We start from the raw sequence: 17,822 nt of genomic DNA, 5'->3' as shown, positions 1-17,822 counted from the left end.
AGACGCTCGGCTGCTTGGTTTTCCAACACAACAAAGGAGTTCAGAATGTCCCCTCTCACCAAGGCGCTGTGGGCGGCGTCGGCCGCGGCGCTCATGGGCGCTTCGGTCATCGTCGGCACCGCCACGGCGACCGCGGACCCCGGCACCGGTAGCTCGGCGGACATCAACACGCTGGCCGCCAATCTGTCGAAGGGCTACGGCCTCAACAACTGCCAGCCGGCCCCGCTGTCCGGGCCGATCCTGGCCGAGCTCGACTGTGGGCAAAGCCCCGACCCCAACGGCCCGGCCGCCGGCGTCTACCAGCTCTACAGCAACGGCAGCGACCTGGCCGCCGCGTTCACCGGCGGCATCAACGGTGTCTCGCTGAGCCCGTGCGGGGACAACGGACAGTCACCGGGCACCTGGCACACGGGCAGCACCGGCGCGACGGCGGGACAGGTGGCGTGCGGGACCTATAAGAACGCCGCCGTCATCACCTGGACCACCGACGCCAAGAACGTGTTGAGCCACATCCGCGCGTCCAACACCGACGTCAACGCGCTCTACCAGTGGTGGCGTACCAACGGCTGACCTTCTACAGTTGCGCGGCAAGTAATTCCGCGACCGCGCGCATCCCGGCATCGTTGGGGTGCAGCGGGGCCGGCCGGCCCGGCAGAGGCACGCCGTAGCGCGTCCGCCGCGTCGTCCACGGCTCGGCCGACCAGGCGTGGTGATCCCGGCTGGCCGCGGCGGCGCCGACGACCTCGCACCCGGTCGCCGCGGCCGCCTCGCTCGTGAGGCGTTCGAGGCTCGCGGCCACGTGGCGGCCGAGGTCGGCGTCCGCCTGCGCCAGCGGCGGGGCCGGGGTACCCGCGGGCGGCAGGATCGTCAGGTAGTCGACGAAAACGATCCGGGCCTTCGGCGCGCGCTGCCGCAGCGCCGTCCCGACCGCGCACAACGAATCGAACACGTCGGCCAGGGCCCGATCCCGCGTGTCACGGTCCAACAGATCGGATATCAGCCCGCCCAACACCGGCAGGCGCCGCGCGGCCGGCGGCAGGGCGGCGACCATCAACAGCGGAACGTAGCCGACGTCGTTGCCACCGATGGTCACCGTGACCAGGCTCTCCGAGCCGTCCAGCGCCGTGATCTGCGGCGGCGCGCCACGCTGGTGATCGGCGAGCACGTGGGCGGTGGTCGCGCCGGAAAAGGTGACGTCGACCAGCCTGAGGCTCAGCCGTTCGGCGATTAGGTGCGGGTAGTTGCGGGCGGATCGTCCCGACCAAAGCGGGGCGCCCTCGGCGCGGGGGCGGATGCCAGGTCCGGCGGCCATCGAACTGCCGAGCGCGACATAGCGTTTCATAACTCGGGGGACGACGCCTGCGCCCAGAACCGTTTGGGGATCCGCCCGGCCCGGCGCGCCAGGTATCCGGCGGTGACGGCCGCGGCCATGGCGGCGGCCATCGCCGGCGGGTCCGCGGCGCGGGTCACCGCGGTCGCCAACAGCACGGCGTCGCAACCCAATTCCATCGCCAGCGCGGCGTCGCTCGCGGTGCCGATCTCCGCGTCGAGCACCACCGGGACGCCGGCCCGCGCGACGATCATCTCGATGTTGTGCGGGTTCGTGATGCCCAGGCCGGTGCCGATGGGTGCGCCGAGCGGCATCACCGCCGCGCAACCGGCATCCTCGAGCCGGCGGGCCAGCGCCGGGTCGTCGTTGGTGTAGGGCAGCACGACAAACCCGTCGTCGACCAATTGCTCTGCCGCGCGGACCAATTCGACGGCGTCGGGCAGCAGCGTGCGTTCGTCGGCGATCACCTCGAGCTTGACCCAGTTGGTGTCCAGCGCCTCGCGTGCGAGCTGCGCGGTGAGCACCGCCTCGGCCGCACCGCGGCAGCCCGCGGTGTTGGGCAGCGGCGTGATGCCCAGGCGGTTGAGCAGGTCCAGCAGTCCGGTCCCGCCCTCGGCGTCGACGCGGCGGATCGCCACGGTGGTCAGCTCGGTGCCCGACGCGATCAGCGCCTCCTCGAGCACCGCCAGGTTCGTCGCTCCCCCGGTGCCCATGATGAGCCGTGAGGCGAAGCTGCGATCGGCGATCGTCAGTTTGGAATCAGCCACCTTGCACCGCCGTCACCACCTCGAGCCGCGCACCGTCGGATAGCCTTGCGGTCCAGTTGGATCGCGGGAGCACGGTGTCGTCCATCGCCACCGCGATGCCGCGGCCGGGAAATCCCAGCGACTCCAGCAGCGCGGCGACCGTGGTCCGCTCGTCGACCTCGACGGTTTTCTCGTTGACCGTGACGATCATGACCGCGCTCCGACCGGGGCCAGCTCGGCGACGATCTGTTCGGCGGTCCACGGCGCCAGCAGGAATCCGGACCGGCCGTGGCCCGCCGCGACCAGGGTTCGCTCGTCGACGCGTCGCACGAGGGGCAGGTTATCGGGTGTCATCGGGCGCAGCCCGGCCGCGCACTCGGCCAGCTCATACTCGCCGAGCGCCGGCAGCACCGCGCACGCGTCGTCGAGCAGGTCGCGCACCCCCGACACCACCGGGGCGGTGTCGCGCCCGTGCTCGTACTGGGTGGCGCCGACGACCACGCCGTCGGCGCGCGGCACCAGGTACACCTGCCGGCCGTGCACGCGGGCGCGAATCACCCTTTGCAGCAACGGCATACATCCCTTCCGCCAGCGCAGGCGCAGCACCTCGCCCTTCACCGGCCGCACCGGCAGCCCCGGCCACAGGGCGGGCGCGTCGACGCCGTTGGCGATCACCACCGCGTCGGCCTCGACCCGCTCGAGGTCGCTCACCGGCCCGGCCCACCGCACCCCGAGGCTTTCGCAGTCGCGGCGCAGCGCGTCGAGCACGGCGCGGTTGTCCACCGCCAGCTCGGTGGGCGCGCGAAAGCCGTGCCGGATGCCTTGCGCCAGCAGCGGTTCCACGTCGCGGGCGGCCGGCTCCCACGCCACCGGGTGGCCCTGCTCGGACAACCAGTCGGCGACGGTGCGCAGGTCGGCCACGTCGGCGCGGTCGACGGCCACCACCAGCGACTCGCGGGCGGTGATCACCCCCGCCGGCCAGCCGTCGGTGAAGCCGCCCTCGCGCCACAGCCGCAGCGATTCCAGGCCCAGCCGCAGCAACCGCTCTTCGCCGGGCCAGCCCTCGCTGTGCGGGGCGAGCATGCCGCCCGCCACCCAGGACGCACCCGGTTCGCCGGTGTGGTGCACGGCGACCGACCAGCCGGCCCGCGCCGCCCGGCGCGCCACCGACAGCCCGATGACGCCGCCGCCTATGACTGAGACCGAGTCGGCCACTTGCATCCTTTGCTCCCTTCGCCGGCATGACCCGGATCAGGTGTGACGGTAAGGGCGTGCGCGCCCACTCTCAGTCCCCGGTCGCTAGGACTCCCGTGCTCTTCGGGTTCCACGCTAGCGCGCTAGCGTCGCGGTGTGCACCAACCGTCCACCCGCCTCGCGGCAGCGCGCCTGTATTTGTGTACCGACGCGCGGCGCGAGCGCGGCGACCTGGCCGAGTTCGTCGACGCCGCCCTGGCCGGTGGGGTCGACATCGTCCAGCTGCGCGACAAGGGGTCGGCGGGTGAGCAGCGATTCGGTCCGCTCGAGGCCCGCGACGAGCTGGCCGCGCTCGAGATCCTCGCCGACGCGGCCCGCCGGCACGGCGCCCTGTTCGCGGTCAACGACCGCGCCGACATCGCCCGCGCGGCCGGCGCCGACGTGCTGCACCTGGGCCAGGGCGACCTGCCGCCGGCCGTGGCACACGACATCGCCGGGCCGGAGGTGCTGATCGGCCTGTCCAGCCACGACGCGGGCCAGATGGCCACGGCCGCCGCCGAGGCCGACTACTTCTGCGTCGGGCCGTGCTGGCCCACCCCGACCAAACCCGGTCGCGCCGCGCCGGGCCTGGAGCTGGTGCGCGAGGCCGCCCGCGTCGGCGGGGCCAAGCCGTGGTTCGCGATCGGCGGCATCGACACAAGGCGGCTGCCCCAGGTGCTCGAGGCCGGCGCCCGCCGGATCGTGGTGGTGCGGGCGATCACCGCGGCCGAGGACCCGCGCGCGGCGGCCGAGGCGCTCAGGTCGGCGCTTGCAGCAGCGAGCTGACCAGGCGAGAAAGCTGCGACGGCTCCTCGTCGGCGTCACCCGGCATGCACCACACGAAGACCCCGGCCTCGACCTCCAGCGTGCGCGGCAGGTGGTGGCGCCGTTCGTCGCCCTGGTCGAGCGGCAACAGCGCAGGCGCGGTGCGCAGCCGCTGCCAGCTGGCCGCGAAGCCGGGATGCAGCGGCAGGTCGGCGACCTCGTTCTCGGCGACCCAGCGCATCTCGGCGCTTTCCCGGTTCGGCACGGTGTCCAGCAACTCGGCCGCGTCGGCGACGACGGTGGTGTAGGTCCAGCGGGTGCCGCCGAGCCCGGCCACCAGGGCGGTGACGACGGCGGCGCGCACGGCGAGCCGCTCGGCCAGCAGGCCGGCCTCCTCGTGCGCCTCGCGGACGGCGGTCTGCTCCGGCGTCTCGTGGCTGTCCCGGGCGCCGCCCGGCAGGCCCCACGTCCCGCCCTGGTGGCTCCACACCGCGCGATGCTGCAGCAGGACCGCGGGCGTGCCGTCGGGCCGCGGCGCGCGCAACAGCAACCCGGCCGCGCCGTAGCGGCCCCAGTAGTGGGCGCCGCTGTCGGATACCACCCATCCGTCGCCGTCGCCCTGCACGAGATCAGGATAGGCAGGCGACCCCGCCGGTCAATTGACTCGCCTCCCCCCATCCGCCCGAACATTCTCTTAGAATTCGCTTATCCGGGTTCGTGGGCCGAAAGTTATGAGGGCTGAGTAGACGTGACGGTTGAGCTGGCGCACCCGTCGACCGAACCGAAGGGGTCGCGGTCGCCGGCCGAACCGGCCCATCCCCGCTGGTGGTTCATCTCGACGACGCCGGGCCGCATCCTGACGATCGGGATCGTGCTGGCGGCCCTCGGCGTCTCCAGCGCCTTCGCCACCTCGACGACCATCAACCACCGCCAGCAGGTGCTGTCCACGGTGCTCAACCACACCGAGCCGCTGTCGTTCGCCGCCGGACGGCTCTACACCACGCTGTCGGTGGCCGACGCCGCGGCGGCCACCGCGTTCATCGCGCAGGCCGAGCCGCGCCCGGTGCGGCAGCGCTACGAGCAGGCGATCACGGACGCCGCGGTGGCCGTGACGAGGGCATCCAGCGGGCTGACCGACGAACCGCTCATCCAGTTGCTCGGCCGGATCAACGCCGAGCTGGCCGTCTACACCGGGCTGATCGAGATCGCGCGGACCAACAACCGGGAGGGCAACCCGGTCGGGTCGTCGTACCTGTCGGAGGCCTCGGGGCTGATGCAGTCGCGGATCCTGCCCGACGCGGCGCAGCTGTACCAGGCGACCTCCGATCGGGTGGACAGCGAAACCACCGCATCCACGCACTTTCCCGCCCCGGTGATCCTCGTCGTCGCCAGCACGGTGGTCTTCGGCGCGTTCTCGCATCGCTGGCTGGCCCGCCGCACCCGGCGCCGAATCAACCCGGGGCTGGTCGTCGGCGCCCTCGGTATCCTCGTCATGGTGGTATGGGTCGGGACCGCGCTGACCATTTCGACGACCGCGAGTCGCAGCGCCAAGGACACCGCCGCGGAGTCCCTGCGGACCGTCACCAACGTCGCCATCACCGCGCAGCAGGCGCGGGCCGACGAGACGCTCTCGCTGATCCGCCGCGGTGACGAGGAGATGCGCAAGCAGTCGTTCTATCAGCGCATCGACTCCATGCATCAGCAGCTCGACCAGTACATGTCCCGCAGCGACGCCGTCGACAAGCCCGACCTGCAGGGCGCCGATCAGCTGCTGCTGCGCTGGCGGCAGGCCAACGACCGGATCAACTCCTACATCTCGGTGGGCAATTACCGCGCCGCCACCCAGGTCGCGCTCGGCAGCGGCGAGGACGACTCCACCCCGGCGTTCGACAAGCTCGAGGACGAGCTCGGCAAGGCCATGGACCAGAGCCGCACCCACCTGCGCAACGACGTGCTCAACGCGCGCAGCGGCTTGTCCGGCGCCCAGGTGGGCGGCGTGGTGCTGTCCCTCGGCGCGGCCATCGCCGTCGCGCTGGGCCTGTGGCCGCGGCTCAAGGAGTACCGGTGATCAGGCGCCGCCTGGCGGCGCTCGCGGCGGTCGGCCTGCTTGCCGGCTGCGGCCACACCGAGTCGCTGACCGTGGCGACCGTGCCGACGCTGCCGCCGCCCACGCCGGTCGGCATGCAGCAGCTGCCGCCGGAGCCGCCGCTGCCCCCGGACGACCCGAGTCAGGGCTGCGACCTGACCGCCAGCCTGCGCCCCTTCCCCAACAAGGCCGAGGCGGACGCCGCCGTCGCCGACATCCGCGCCCGCGGCCGGCTGATCGTCGGGCTCGACATCGGCAGCAACCTGTTCAGCTTCCGCGACCCGATCACCGGCGAGATCACCGGCTTCGACGTCGACATCGCCGGCGAGATCGCGCGCGACATCTTCGGCGCCCCGTCGCACGTCGAGTACCGCATCCTGTCATCGGACGAACGGGTCACCGCGCTGCAGCGCAACGAGGTCGACGTCGTCGTCAAGACCATGACGATCACCTGCGAGCGGCGCAAGCTGGTGAACTTCTCCACCGTCTACCTCGACGCCAACCAGCGCATCCTGGCGCCGCGCGACTCGCCGATCGTCCGGGCGGCCGACCTGTCCGGCAAGCGGGTGTGCGTGGCGCGGGGCACCACGTCGCTGCACCGCATCCAGCAGATCGACCCGGCGCCGGTGATCGTGTCGGTGGTGAACTGGGCCGACTGCCTGGTGGCCATGCAGCAGCGCGAGATCGACGCCGTCAGCACCGACGACTCGATCCTGGCCGGGCTGGTGGAGGAGGACCCGTACCTGCACATCGTCGGGCCCAACATGGCCACCCAGCCGTACGGCATCGGTGTCAACCTGAACAACCCCGGGCTGGTCCGGTTCGTCAACGGCACGCTGGAACGCATCCGCCGCGACGGGACGTGGAACACGTTGTACCGCAAGTGGTTGACGGTTCTGGGACCGGCGCCCGCCCCGCCGACGCCGAGGTATGTGGACTGATGGGCGAGCCGATGGATTCCGAAGAGGTCGGCACCCAGGCGCCCGACGTGCAGACCGGCGCGGCGGCGGAGTCGCGGCCGCAGGCCACCCAGGCGCTGTTCCGTCCCGACTTCGACGACGATGACGACGACGATTTCCTCATCCCCGGCATAGACACCGACGCGCCGGAGCGGATGACGGTGGCAACGCGGGTGCTGCCGCCGACCCGGCACCTCGCCGGTGGGCTGGTCGAGATCCCGCGCGTGCGCGACATCGATCCGCTCGAGGCGCTGATGACCAACCCGGTGGTGCCGGAGTCCAAGCGCTTCTGCTGGAACTGCGGAAAGCCCGTCGGCCGGTCGGGCTCGGAGGGCAAGGGCGCGTCGGAGGGCTGGTGCCCCGCCTGCGGGAGCCCGTATTCGTTTCTGCCGCAGCTGAATCCGGGCGACATCGTCGCGGGCCAGTACGAGGTGAAGGGCTGCATCGCGCACGGCGGGCTGGGCTGGGTGTACCTGGCGGTCGACCACAACGTCAACGACCGCCCGGTTGTGCTCAAGGGCCTGGTGCATTCAGGGGACGCCGAGGCGCAGGCGATCGCGATGGCCGAGCGCCAGTTCCTCGCCGAGGTGGTGCACCCGCAGATCGTGCAGATCTTCAACTTCGTCGAGCACACCGACCGGCACGGGGAGCCGGTCGGCTACATCGTCATGGAGTACATCGGCGGGCAGTCGCTGCGGCGCCAACTCAAGGACGGGAAGTCCGAGAAGCTGCCCGTCTCCGAGGCCATCGCCTACCTGCTCGAGATCATGCCCGCGCTGAGCTACCTGCATTCCATCGGCCTGGTCTACAACGACCTGAAGCCGGAGAACATCATGCTCACCGAGGAGCAGCTCAAGCTGATCGACCTGGGCGCGGTGTCGCGGATCAATTCGTTCGGATATCTTTACGGCACACCGGGTTTCCAGGCGCCGGAGATCGTGCGGACCGGCCCGACGGTGGCCACGGACATCTACACGGTGGGGCGGACGCTGGCGGCGCTGACGCTGAACCTGCGCACCCGCAACGGCCGCTACGTCGACGGGCTGCCGGACGACGACCCCGTGCTGAAGAACTACGACTCGTTCGGCCGGCTGCTGCGCCGCGCCACCGACCCCGACCCGCGGCGCCGGTTTTCCACCGCCGAGGAGATGTCGGCCCAATTGATGGGCGTGCTGCGGGAGGTGGTCGCCCAGGACACGCGGATCCCGCGGCCCGGCCTGTCGACGATCTTCTCCCCCAGCCGTTCGACGTTCGGGGTCGACCTGCTGGTCGCGCACACCGATGTGTACCTGGACGGCCAGGTCCATTCCGAGAAGCTGACGGCCCGCGAGATCGTGACCGCGCTGCCGGTGCCGCTGGTCGATCCGGCCGACGTCGCCGCCCCGGTGCTGCAGGCGACGGTGCTGTCCCAGCCGGTGCAGACGCTGGACTCGTTGCGCGCCGCGCGGCACGGTTCGCTGGACGCCGACGGCATCGAGGTGGCCGAGTCGATCGAGCTGCCGCTGATGGAGGTCCGCGCGCTGCTGGACCTGGGCGACGTGGCCAAGGCCACCCGCAAGCTCGACGACCTCGCCGAGCGGGTCGGCTGGCGGTGGCGGCTGGTGTGGTACCGGGCCGTCTCCGAGCTGCTGACCGGCGACTACGACTCGGCCACAAAGCATTTCACCGAGGTGCTGGACACCTTTCCCGGCGAGCTCGCGCCCAAGCTGGCGCTGGCCGCCACCGCCGAACTGGCCGGGCAGCCCGACGAGCACAAGTTCTACGAGACGGTGTGGAAGACCAACGACGGTGTGATCTCCGCGGCGTTCGGATTGGCCAGGTCCCTTTCGGCCGAAGGCAATCGCGAGGAAGCGGTGAACACGCTGGACGAGGTGCCGCCCACCTCAAGGCATTTCACCACCGCGCGGCTGACCAGCGCGGTGACGCTGATGTCCGGCCGCTCCACCCGCGAGATCACCGAGGCGCAGATCCGCGACGCGGCCCGCCGCGTGGAGGCGCTGCCGCCCACCGAGCCGCGGGTGCTGCAGATCCGCGCCCTGGTGCTGGGCGGTGCGATGGACTGGCTGCAGGACAACGAGGCCAGCACCAACCACATCCTCGGCTTCCCGTTCACCGAGCACGGCCTGCGGCTGGGCGTCGAGGCGTCGCTGCGCAGCCTGGCCCGCGTCGCGCCCACGCAGCGGCACCGCTACACGCTGGTGGACATGGCCAACAAGGTGCGTCCCACGAGCACGTTCTAGTTCGGGCTTGGGTTTTGGCGGCCCTCTTCGCGCCGCGTGTGAATCCTGGACTTTCCGTGTGAATCCTGGGCGGGAAGAACGCCCGGACCCCGCCACCGCCTCACACTCAAAACCGTCAGCTCACACTCAACGAGCCGATGCATCAGCGTGTGAATCCTGGGCGGGAAAAACGCCCGGATCCCGCCACTGCCTCACACTCAAAACCGCCAGCTCACACTCAACGAGTCAGCATGCGGCCCAACCGCGTTCGATCAACGCCGCGCGGACTCGGCGCACGATATTTGCGCGGTGATCCTCCGCGACGACCCGGACGATGATCCAGCCCATTCGCTCGAGCGTCTCCAAGCGCTGAATGTCGTAGACGTATTGCCGGCGGTCGGTCTGGTGTTGATCACCGTCATATTCAACGCCGACCATGTACTCATCCCAGCCCACATCGATGTGAGCGACTGGCATGCCATCGACGCCGAGTACCGGTATCTGGGTCTGCGGCCTGGGCAGCCCGGCGTCGATGAGGAGCATCCGCAGGTAGCTTTCCCTAGGTGACGCGGAGCCCGGATCGACGAGCTGCAGCGCGGCCTCCAATCGCCGCAGCCCAGGCGCGTGGGGATGGCACTTCGCGATGCGCAGCACGTCCTCGGTCTTGAAACCCGTTGCGCGCGCGAGCGCGTCGAGCCGGACGACGGCCGAACGAATGGCGCCGCGCCGGCCGATGTCGAAGGCGGTGCGCTCGGGTGTGGTGACGGTGCGCCCGCCCATCACCTGCGTCTCGCCGTCGGCCAGCGCGTCGCGCCGCGTCAGCACGCCGAGCGGTGGCCGCGTGTTGGCCTGGTTCAGCTCGATCGGAACATTGGCGGGAATCCACTTGGAGCCGTGCAGCGCCGCTGCGGCCGCTCCCACGATCGTCGCCGACCTCTTCGACCACAGCCAGGCCGCGGTGATCCGCTGCTCAAGGGACGGCTCGGCACCGTTCGGTAGGTAGACGTTCGGAAAGACTGCGCTGTAACGCGTGCGCAGTTGATGCCGGTTTAACGCCCCGGATGCCAATGCCTCGCTGCCGATGAACGGTTTTCCCAATTCCATGCCGGAACGGTCGCACGCCGACCCCAACCCGCGAGTTCCTCTATCCACAGGGTGATTGCGTGTGAATGGGTGGCTTTACGTGTGCATACAGGGCGAGAAAATCGGCCGAATCCCGCCGCCAGTTCACAGGCAAAGCCGTGGGTGCACACACAGCGCGGTCGCAGCCCGGGACGAAAGAGCCTGGGCTTCCTAACCGCTTAGCGCGCGCACGCAGTCGCGGGCGATGGCCAGTTCCTCGTTGGTCGGTATCACCAGCACGGCGATCGGCGACGACTCCGCGGAAATCTGCCGCGCGCCCCGGCCGCCGCTAAGGTTGCGGCGCTCGTCGAGCACGACCCCCAGCTCCTCGAGGCCAGCCACCGCATCGCGACGCACCGCCGCGTCGTTCTCGCCGATCCCGGCGGTGAAGCTGATGACGTCGGTGTGCCCTAGCACCGCCAGGTAGGCGCCGATGTACTTGCGCAACCGGTGAATGAACACGCTGTAGGCCAATTGCGCCGCGCCATCGCCGGATTCGATCATGGACCGCAGCCGCCGGAAGTCCCGTTCGCCGGCCAGGCCCAGCACCCCGGACCGGTGGTTGAGCATCGACTCGACGTCGTCGACGGCCATCTGGGCCCGGTGCCACAGGTAGCTGACGATGCTGGGGTCGATGTCGCCGCTGCGGGTGCCCATCACCAGGCCCTCCAGCGGGGTCAGGCCCATCGAGGTGTCGATCGGCCGGGTGCCGGCGATGGCCGACGCCGAGGAACCGTTACCCAGGTGCAGCACAATCTGTTTCAGGCCACCGAGCGGGCGGTCCAGGAAGGCGGCGGCCTGTTCGCTGACGTAGCGGTGCGACGTGCCGTGAAACCCGTAGCGGCGGATCTGCCACCGCTCGGCCACCTCGCGGTCGATGGCGTACGTCGCCGCGGCTGGAGGCATGTCGTGGAAGAACGCCGTGTCGAACACCGCCACGTGGGGAAAGTCCGGCAGCAGCTTGCGCGCCACCTCGATTCCCTTGAGCGCGGGCGGATTATGCAGCGGGGCCAACTCGGACAGCTTCGTCAGCGCGGCGATCCGTGCGTCGTCCATCAACGTGGGCCGGTAGAACTCGTTGCCGCCGTGCACCACCCGGTGCCCGACCGCCAGCAGCCCACAGGTCCGCAGTTCGATGCCGTCCCCGGCAAGCGTGTCGAAGGCGCGATGCAGCGCGGCCTCGTGATCGGGAACTTCGGACCCGTCCTCGCCGATCCGCTCGATGTGGCCCGACGCCCGCGCCGCGCCCGAATCCGGGTCCACCAGTTGATATTTCAGGGACGACGATCCGGAGTTGATCACCAGCACGAGGCGGCCCGCGTCAGCCATGGAGGGCCTGTGCCTGGATCGCGGTGATCGCGACGGTGTTCACGATGTCCTCGACCAGCGCGCCGCGGGACAGGTCGTTGACGGGCTTGCGCAGCCCCTGCAGCACCGGGCCGATCGCGATGGCCCCGGCGCTGCGCTGCACCGCCTTGTAGGTGTTGTTGCCGGTGTTGAGGTCCGGAAAGATCAGCACCGTGGCGTGCCCGGCCACCGGGGAATCCCGCAGCTTGGTGGCCGCGACGGACGGCTCGATCGCGGCGTCGTACTGAATGGGCCCCTCTACCAGCAGGTTCGGATCGCGTTGGCGCACCAAATCCGTTGCTGCCCTGACCTTGTCGACGTCGGCGCCGGTGCCGGAGTCGCCGGTCGAGTAGGACAGCATGGCCACCCTCGGCTCGACGCCGAACTGCGCGGCAGTGCGGGCGGAGCTGATCGCGATGTCGGCGAGCTGCTCGGACGTCGGATTGGGGATGATCGCGCAGTCGCCGTAGACCAGCACCCGGTCGGGCAGGCACATGAAGAAGACGCTGGAGACGGTGGAGACGTCCGGCACGGTCTTGATGATCTCGAACGCCGGCCGGACGGTGTGCGCGGTGGTGTGCGCTGCGCCCGACACCATGCCGTCGACGGCGCCGTTGTGCACCAGCATGGTGCCGAAATACGTGGCGTCGCGCATGATCTCGCGGGCGTGCTCGGCGGTGATGCCCTTCGCCTTGCGCAGCTCCGCGTACTGGTCGGCGAACTGACCAAGCAATTCACTCTCCAGCGGGTCGATCACCTGAGCCCCGTCGAGATTCACCCCGAGTTCGGCCGAGCGCAGCCGGATTTGGGCCTCGTCGCCCAGGATCGTCAGGTCGGCGACGCCGCGCTGCAGCAGGCGGCCGGCGGAGCGGAGGATGCGGTCGTCGTCGCCCTCGGGGAGGACGATGTGCCTGCGGTCGGCCTGGGCCCGCAGCCGCAGCTGGTAGGTGAACATCTGCGGGGTGATCACGGTCGGAACCGAAATCGTCAGCTGGGCAAGCAGATCCGCGATGTCGACGTGGCGGTCCATCAGCTCGAGCGCGGTGTCGATCTTGCGCTGCGACGTCGCGGTGACCCGGCCGCGGGCCGCGGCGGCCGCGCTGGCCGCGTCGTAGGTGCCCAGCGCGGTCGCGATGATCGGCAGCCGCAGCCGCAGACCGCTCACCAGCGCCGCGATCGACGGATGCAGCTCGAACCCGCCGTTGAGCACCAGGCACGACAGCGACGGAAACCCTTCCGCCGCATGGGCGCTGGCGACGGCCAGCACCACGTCGGAGCGGTCGCCCGGGGTGATCACCGCCTGGCCGTCGCGCAGCCGTTCCAGCACGTGATCGGCGGTCATCCCGGCGACCAGCACGTCGGTGACCTCGCGCTCGCGCAGCGACGCTTCGCCGCTGACCGGTGTCCCGCCCACGGCCCGCTCCAGCTCGGCCACCGTCGGCGCGCACAGCAGCGGCGCCTCGGGCAGCACGTAGCTGCGCTGGGTGAACGCCCGCAACGCCGCGCTGACCTCCGCCAGCCGCGCCGGGTCGCACCGGTTGGCCACCACCGCCGCGGTGTGGGCGTGCTGGGCGTTCAGCTCGGCCAGGCACACCTCGACGACGCCGGCTACCTCGGTCGGGGTGCGCCCCTTGCCGCTCACCGCGAGCAGCACCGGCGCGCCGAGGTTGGCCGCGATGCGCGCGTTGACGGAGAGCTCGGCGGGCCGCGTGACGTCCGTGTAGTCGCTGCCGACGATCACGACGACGTCGCAGGCCTGCGCCATCGCGTGGTAGGAGTCGACGATGCTCGCGATCGCGCCGTCGCTGTCGGCGTGCAGCTGCTGGTAGGTCACGCCGACACACTGCTCATAGGACAGGCCGGCGGTAGTGTGCTCGAGCAGCAGCTCGAGGATGTAATCGCGGTCCTCGCCGAGGCGCGTGATCGGGCGGAACACGCCGACCCTGGCGACGGTCGCGGTCAGGCGGTGCAGCAGCCCCAGCGCGATCGTCGACTTGCCGGTCTCCGGCTCGGGCGCGGCGATGTAGATGGCCTTTGACGAAGGTGCCGCTAAAGGCCCGGGTTCAGCCAAGTCGGCGCAGCCTGGGCGCCAGGTCCTTTTCGAAGAGCTCCAGGAACCGGCGCTGGTCGTGACCCGGCGCGTGGAACACCAGGTGGTTGAGGCCCCACTCGACGTATTGCCCGACCTTTTCGACGGCCTCGTCGGGGTCCGACGCGACGATCCAGCGCTTGGTGATCTGCTCGATCGGCAGCGCGTCGGCGGCCTTCTCCATCTCGATCGGGTCGTCGATGCTGTGCTTCTGCTCGGCGGTCAGCGAGAGCGGCGCCCAGAACCGGGTGTTCTCCCGGGCCAGTTCCGGGTCGGTGTCGTAGGAGATCTTGATCTCGATCATCCGGTCGATATCGTCGGGGTTCTTGCCCGCCGCTTCGGCGCCCTCGCGCATCGCGGGGATCAGCTTGTCCTTGTAGAGCTCTTCGCCCTTGCCGGAGGTGCAGATGAAACCGTCGCCGGCGCGCCCGGCGTACTTCGCCACCTGCGGTCCGCCCGCGGCGATGTAGATCGGGATACCGCCCTCGGGCACGTCGTAGATCGAGGCGCCCTTCGTCTTGTAGTACTCGCCCTGGAAGTCGACACGGTCGCCGAGCCACAGTTCGCGCATCAGTTTCACCGACTCGCGCAGCCGCGCGTAGCGCTCCTTGAACTCCGGCCACTCGCCCTCGTATCCGGTGGCGATCTCGTTCAACGCCTCGCCGGTGCCGACGCCCAGGAAGATGCGGTTCGGGTAGAGGCAGCCCATGGTGGCGAAGGCCTGGGCGATGACGGCGGGGTTGTACCGGAAGGTCGGGGTGAGCACCGAGGTGCCCAGCACGATCCGTTCGGTGCGCTCCCCGACCGCGGTCATCCAGGCCAGCGAGAACGGGGCGTGCCCGCCCTTGTGCCGCCACGGTTGGAAGTGGTCGCTGACGGTTGCGCTGTCCATGCCGTGCGCTTCGGCGGCGACAGCGAGTTCGACGAGCTCACGGGGTGCGAATTGTTCGGCGGACGCCTTGTATCCAAGTTTGAGTTCAGCCACGGCTTATTTCTACTCCTAGACTCGCGGGCATGGCGCAGCTAGTTCAGGTCACCGACACCGTCTACCTCGCCCAGGGCCACGCCGTTAACTGGACCCTTGTCGTCGACGGCGCCGGCGTGATGCTGATCGACGCCGGATACCCCGGGGACCGCGAGGACGTGTTGGCCTCGCTGTGCCAGCTGGGCTACGGCGCGGGCGACGTGCGCGCCATCCTGCTGACCCACGCACACATCGACCATTTGGGCTCGGCGATCTGGTTCGCCCGCGAGCACGGCACCCCGGTGTACTGCCACGCCGACGAGGTGGGGCACGCCAAGCGCGAGTACCTGGAGCAGGTGTCCATTCTCGATGTGGCACTGCGCATTTGGCGGCCGCGGTGGGCGGTCTGGGGCGTTCACGTGGTGCGCAACGGCGGGCTGATCCGCGACGGCATCCCGTCGACGCTGCCGCTGACCGCCGAGGTGGCCGCCGGCCTGCCCGGCAACCCGACGGCCGTCGCCACCCCGGGACACACCGGCGGGCATTGCTCATATGTCGTCGACGGCGTGCTGGCCAGTGGCGACGCGCTGATCACCGGCCACCCGCTGCTGCGCCGCGGCGGGCCCCAACTGCTACCGGCGGTGTTCAGCCACGACCAGCAGAACTGCCTGCGCAGCCTGGAGGCGCTGGCCGCGCTGGACACCGAGGTGCTGCTGCCCGGTCACGGCGACGTGTGGCGCGGCCCCATCCGCGAGGCGACGGAGGCGGCGCTCAAGCGGGCGCAATGACGAACTGGGCGAAGAGCTAGCGCGAATCGACATACTCGGGCAAGGCGATGTCGTCGCGGAATTCGCTCCCGATGAGCCGGTCGGCCAGCCACGGGATGTCCAGCAATTTGGATGACTGATTCCGGGCCCACAATCCGAGCGCAGTCTTCGGCGCGAACATCGAGGCGAACGCGCGCGCCGACCGCTGCCTGGCCTCGACGATCGGACGCAGCCGCCGTTCATAGCGCAGAAACGCCTCGCGGTGATCGGCACCGTCGCGGCCGAGTTCGCCGGCGAGCACGTAGCCCTGCACCATCGCCAGACCCGTCCCCTCCCCCGCCAACAACGAGACCGCGGCCGCGGCGTCGCCGATGAGCGCGACCCGCCCCTGCGACCAGCGGTCCATGACGATTTGGCTCACACGGTCGAAGTACACGTCGGGGGCGCCGTCGAGTTCTCGCAGGATCTCGGGGCATTCCCACCCGGTGTCGCCGAAGACCTGACGCAGGGTGGTCCGGACCTCCGGCAGGTCCCGTGGGTCGGGACCGCGCATGTGCTCGGCAGTGAAAACGAAAAGAAGTAAAGTCTTTTCGCCCCGCATCGCGAACCGCGCGAGCATTCGGCCGGGGGTGGTGTAGGCGAGGTAGATGAGTTCGTCGCGCGGCCGGTAGCCCTGGACTTCGAAGGCGGCCACGCGGTAGCCGAGGTCGACCTCGAATTCAGACTCGGGCCCGAACACCAAGCCGCGCACCGGCGAATGGATGCCACCGGCGCCGACGACCAAGTCGAACCGTCGCGACTGGCCGCGCGCTAACGTGACCCGAACCCCGGTGCCGTCTTGCGCGATGGCCGAAACGCTTTCACCGAACACGGTTTCGACATGCGGGTCGATCGAGCGATGGATCATTGCCGCGAGATCCCCGCGCGGAATGGTGACGAAGCGGCCATCGAGGTTGCGCTGGAACGACTCCGCCGAAAAGCCCCCCACCTTCCGCGAATTCCGGTCCACCAGGCGCACTTCCCGGACCACGTAACCGGCGGCGTGCAATTCCGGCGTAAGCCCCATCCGTTCGGCGACGGAATAGCCGCCACCCCAGAAATCCACCACGTAGCCGCCCGTGCGCAGCCGCGGCGCCTTTTCTATCAGGGTCGGCTCGTGGCCGTAACGACAAAGCCAGTACGCGAGCGTCGGGCCGGCGATGCCGGCTCCGACGATGGCAACCTTCATGCGCGGACCTCCTCCAATGCAGCCAACATGATTATATCATTAGGCAATAGTTGCACTAGGCAATTACGTAACCTGCTGAGCGAGGGGGCGTTGTGCTGAAAGAACTAACGGGCATGCCCGACGGGGTCCAGGCCTTGGAAGCCGTCGGAACCGTAACGGCCGTACCAGTTCGGCCCGGGCTTCCAGCGCATCACACCGGGTGCGCTGTGGGCGGATGCCCGACTCGGGGTGAGCTACTCACGGCTGCTCGATGGCTGCGCGGTTGTGAGCGATCTTGGCTGGATTCGGATGCCGGCCCGCAGCATCGGCGCGTGGATGCCGTGTCCGGTGCGGGTGTATCAGGACAACGAACGCGACGACGCAGTCGCGTGGCTCAATTCGTTGCCGGGCGGCGCCGACGCGTCCACGCTTGACATGGCCAAGGCATACATCGGCGGCGTGAGCGCCGCGATCGTCAGCCTCGTCAAACTCGCCGGCACCAAGCTTTCCGCCTCGGTCGAATCGTGATGAGATTCGCGCCAGCCGGGTACTCGGTGCGCATGCCAGACAACGAGAGTTTCCAGCAGGCGGCCGAACGCATCTACCACGAGTGGGACAAGGCGCTCAGCGAAGACGACGTCGACGCGCTCCTGGCGCTCTATGCCCCCGACGCCGTGCTGGAGAGCCCGGCGGTTCCGCTGACGTTGGGCACCGAAACCGGAATAGTCCATGGCCACAGCGAATTGCGGCCGCTGCTCGAGCGGGTCGCCGCCCGCAAGCCGCCGTTGCGCACCTACTACCGCACCGGCTACCTCACCGACGGTGCGCGAACGATGATGTTCGAATACCCGCGCGACGCGCCCGACGGTGAGCAAATGGATTTCGTCGAGGTCATGGAGATCGCCGACGGGTTGATCCAGCGCCACTGCGTCTACTGGGGCTGGCGCGGCGTGAAGGTCATCCAGGACGACGCGTACCACAAGTAGGG

The 17,822-nt window shown here is 69.8% G+C and carries 18 protein-coding genes and 1 riboswitch; of the genes, 8 read left to right on the top strand and 10 right to left on the bottom strand.

The window, feature by feature from the left end; genetic code table 11:
- The first annotated feature begins 45 nt into the window (after window positions 1–45).
- The gene (locus A9X00_RS28955) at window positions 46–570 is read left to right on the top strand and encodes a serine/threonine protein kinase (protein WP_067161759.1); all 525 of its coding nucleotides are present in this window, start codon (window positions 46–48) and stop codon (window positions 568–570) included.
- Window positions 571–574: 4 nt separating this feature from the next.
- Here the strand turns inward: A9X00_RS28955 and A9X00_RS28950 are convergent, their stop codons facing one another.
- The 4 genes from A9X00_RS28950 to thiO form a co-directional block, all read right to left on the bottom strand.
- On the bottom strand, window positions 575–1,342 hold the full coding sequence (locus tag A9X00_RS28950) for an SGNH/GDSL hydrolase family protein (protein ID WP_067161756.1): 768 nt from the start codon (window positions 1,340–1,342) through the stop codon (window positions 575–577).
- Window positions 1,339–2,097: a thiazole synthase gene (locus tag A9X00_RS28945; RefSeq protein ID WP_067161753.1), complete on the bottom strand. Its 759-nt coding sequence runs from the start codon at window positions 2,095–2,097 to the stop codon at window positions 1,339–1,341. Before A9X00_RS28945 ends, A9X00_RS28950 begins: the two co-directional genes overlap by 4 nt.
- Window positions 2,090–2,287, bottom strand: a complete 198-nt coding sequence (gene thiS, locus A9X00_RS28940; RefSeq protein WP_067161750.1) for a sulfur carrier protein ThiS — start codon at window positions 2,285–2,287, stop codon at window positions 2,090–2,092. Before thiS ends, A9X00_RS28945 begins: the two co-directional genes overlap by 8 nt.
- Window positions 2,284–3,297 (bottom strand): glycine oxidase ThiO, encoded by a 1,014-nt coding sequence (gene thiO / locus A9X00_RS28935; RefSeq protein ID WP_067161747.1) that lies wholly within the window; start codon window positions 3,295–3,297, stop codon window positions 2,284–2,286. Before thiO ends, thiS begins: the two co-directional genes overlap by 4 nt.
- Window positions 3,288–3,398, bottom strand: a riboswitch (TPP riboswitch). (Overlaps the previous gene by 10 nt.)
- 28 nt (window positions 3,399–3,426) lie before the next feature.
- Here thiO and thiE point away from each other — a divergent pair.
- The gene (gene thiE, locus A9X00_RS28930) at window positions 3,427–4,095 is read left to right on the top strand and encodes a thiamine phosphate synthase (protein WP_067161745.1); all 669 of its coding nucleotides are present in this window, start codon (window positions 3,427–3,429) and stop codon (window positions 4,093–4,095) included.
- On the opposite strand, the gene A9X00_RS28925 is transcribed toward thiE, so the two are convergent.
- Window positions 4,067–4,699: an NUDIX hydrolase gene (locus A9X00_RS28925; protein WP_067161742.1), complete on the bottom strand. Its 633-nt coding sequence runs from the start codon at window positions 4,697–4,699 to the stop codon at window positions 4,067–4,069. The genes thiE and A9X00_RS28925 overlap by 29 nt on opposite strands.
- A 123-nt stretch (window positions 4,700–4,822) precedes the next feature.
- Here A9X00_RS28925 and glnX point away from each other — a divergent pair, with 123 nt between their 5' ends.
- The 3 genes from glnX to A9X00_RS28910 are packed head-to-tail and all read left to right on the top strand — an operon-like array spanning window position 4,823 to window position 9,359.
- The gene (gene glnX, locus A9X00_RS28920; RefSeq protein WP_067161740.1) at window positions 4,823–6,142 is read left to right on the top strand and encodes a protein kinase G-activating protein GlnX; all 1,320 of its coding nucleotides are present in this window, start codon (window positions 4,823–4,825) and stop codon (window positions 6,140–6,142) included.
- Window positions 6,115–7,101: a glutamate ABC transporter substrate-binding protein gene (locus A9X00_RS28915; RefSeq protein ID WP_067161737.1), complete on the top strand. Its 987-nt coding sequence runs from the start codon at window positions 6,115–6,117 to the stop codon at window positions 7,099–7,101. The genes glnX and A9X00_RS28915 overlap by 28 nt, the downstream gene beginning before the upstream one ends.
- Entirely contained in the window at window positions 7,101–9,359 is a 2,259-nt protein-coding gene (locus A9X00_RS28910) for a serine/threonine-protein kinase PknG (RefSeq protein WP_067161734.1), read from the top strand. Before A9X00_RS28915 ends, A9X00_RS28910 begins: the two co-directional genes overlap by 1 nt.
- A gap of 225 nt (window positions 9,360–9,584) precedes the next feature.
- Here the strand turns inward: A9X00_RS28910 and A9X00_RS28905 are convergent, their stop codons facing one another.
- The 4 genes from A9X00_RS28905 to fgd all read right to left on the bottom strand — a co-directional run bounded on the left by A9X00_RS28905 (window position 9,585) and on the right by fgd (window position 14,881).
- Entirely contained in the window at window positions 9,585–10,442 is an 858-nt protein-coding gene (locus tag A9X00_RS28905) for an endonuclease domain-containing protein (RefSeq protein ID WP_067161731.1), read from the bottom strand.
- Between the two features lie 189 nt (window positions 10,443–10,631).
- Complete coding sequence (locus A9X00_RS28900; protein ID WP_067161728.1) at window positions 10,632–11,789, bottom strand: acetate kinase; 1,158 nt, start codon at window positions 11,787–11,789, stop codon at window positions 10,632–10,634.
- The gene (gene pta / locus A9X00_RS28895; protein WP_067161725.1) at window positions 11,782–13,878 is read right to left on the bottom strand and encodes a phosphate acetyltransferase; all 2,097 of its coding nucleotides are present in this window, start codon (window positions 13,876–13,878) and stop codon (window positions 11,782–11,784) included. Before pta ends, A9X00_RS28900 begins: the two co-directional genes overlap by 8 nt.
- Window positions 13,871–14,881 (bottom strand): glucose-6-phosphate dehydrogenase (coenzyme-F420), encoded by a 1,011-nt coding sequence (gene fgd, locus A9X00_RS28890; RefSeq protein ID WP_067161722.1) that lies wholly within the window; start codon window positions 14,879–14,881, stop codon window positions 13,871–13,873. Before fgd ends, pta begins: the two co-directional genes overlap by 8 nt.
- A 29-nt stretch (window positions 14,882–14,910) precedes the next feature.
- On the opposite strand from fgd, the gene A9X00_RS28885 reads away from it, so the two are divergent.
- Window positions 14,911–15,648: an MBL fold metallo-hydrolase gene (locus A9X00_RS28885; protein ID WP_067161719.1), complete on the top strand. Its 738-nt coding sequence runs from the start codon at window positions 14,911–14,913 to the stop codon at window positions 15,646–15,648.
- 16 nt (window positions 15,649–15,664) lie between these two features.
- Here A9X00_RS28885 and A9X00_RS28880 read toward each other — a convergent pair whose 3' ends face one another.
- Entirely contained in the window at window positions 15,665–16,855 is a 1,191-nt protein-coding gene (locus A9X00_RS28880; RefSeq protein ID WP_067161716.1) for an FAD-binding domain, read from the bottom strand.
- Window positions 16,856–17,083: 228 nt separating this feature from the next.
- On the opposite strand from A9X00_RS28880, the gene A9X00_RS32280 reads away from it, so the two are divergent.
- Complete coding sequence (locus A9X00_RS32280) at window positions 17,084–17,362, top strand: STAS/SEC14 domain-containing protein (protein ID WP_369830804.1); 279 nt, start codon at window positions 17,084–17,086, stop codon at window positions 17,360–17,362.
- Window positions 17,363–17,394: 32 nt separating this feature from the next.
- Complete coding sequence (locus A9X00_RS28870; RefSeq protein ID WP_067161835.1) at window positions 17,395–17,820, top strand: nuclear transport factor 2 family protein; 426 nt, start codon at window positions 17,395–17,397, stop codon at window positions 17,818–17,820.
- Window positions 17,821–17,822: the final 2 nt, after the last annotated feature.

The sequence above is a fragment of the Mycobacterium sp. 1245805.9 genome (assembly GCF_001672915.1).
Classification (GTDB): domain Bacteria; phylum Actinomycetota; class Actinomycetes; order Mycobacteriales; family Mycobacteriaceae; genus Mycobacterium.
The sequence above is the reverse complement of the archived record's forward strand: the minus strand, read 5'-3'. Positions and strand labels throughout refer to the sequence as shown.

Bases quoted from the DNA above. Each gene is read 5' to 3' on its own strand.
- A9X00_RS28955 (WP_067161759.1), top strand. From the start codon at position 46: ATGTCCCCTCTCACCAAGGCGCTGTGGGCGGCGTCGGCCGCGGCGCTC.
- A9X00_RS28950 (WP_067161756.1), bottom strand. From the start codon at position 1,342: ATGAAACGCTATGTCGCGCTCGGCAGTTCGATGGCCGCCGGACCTGGC.
- thiS (WP_067161750.1), bottom strand. From the start codon at position 2,287: ATGATCGTCACGGTCAACGAGAAAACCGTCGAGGTCGACGAGCGGACC.
- thiO (WP_067161747.1), bottom strand. From the start codon at position 3,297: ATGCAAGTGGCCGACTCGGTCTCAGTCATAGGCGGCGGCGTCATCGGG.
- A9X00_RS28910 (WP_067161734.1), top strand. From the start codon at position 7,101: ATGGGCGAGCCGATGGATTCCGAAGAGGTCGGCACCCAGGCGCCCGAC.
- A9X00_RS28905 (WP_067161731.1), bottom strand. From the start codon at position 10,442: ATGGAATTGGGAAAACCGTTCATCGGCAGCGAGGCATTGGCATCCGGG.
- A9X00_RS28900 (WP_067161728.1), bottom strand. From the start codon at position 11,789: ATGGCTGACGCGGGCCGCCTCGTGCTGGTGATCAACTCCGGATCGTCG.
- A9X00_RS28885 (WP_067161719.1), top strand. From the start codon at position 14,911: ATGGCGCAGCTAGTTCAGGTCACCGACACCGTCTACCTCGCCCAGGGC.
- A9X00_RS28880 (WP_067161716.1), bottom strand. From the start codon at position 16,855: ATGAAGGTTGCCATCGTCGGAGCCGGCATCGCCGGCCCGACGCTCGCG.
- A9X00_RS28870 (WP_067161835.1), top strand. From the start codon at position 17,395: ATGCCAGACAACGAGAGTTTCCAGCAGGCGGCCGAACGCATCTACCAC.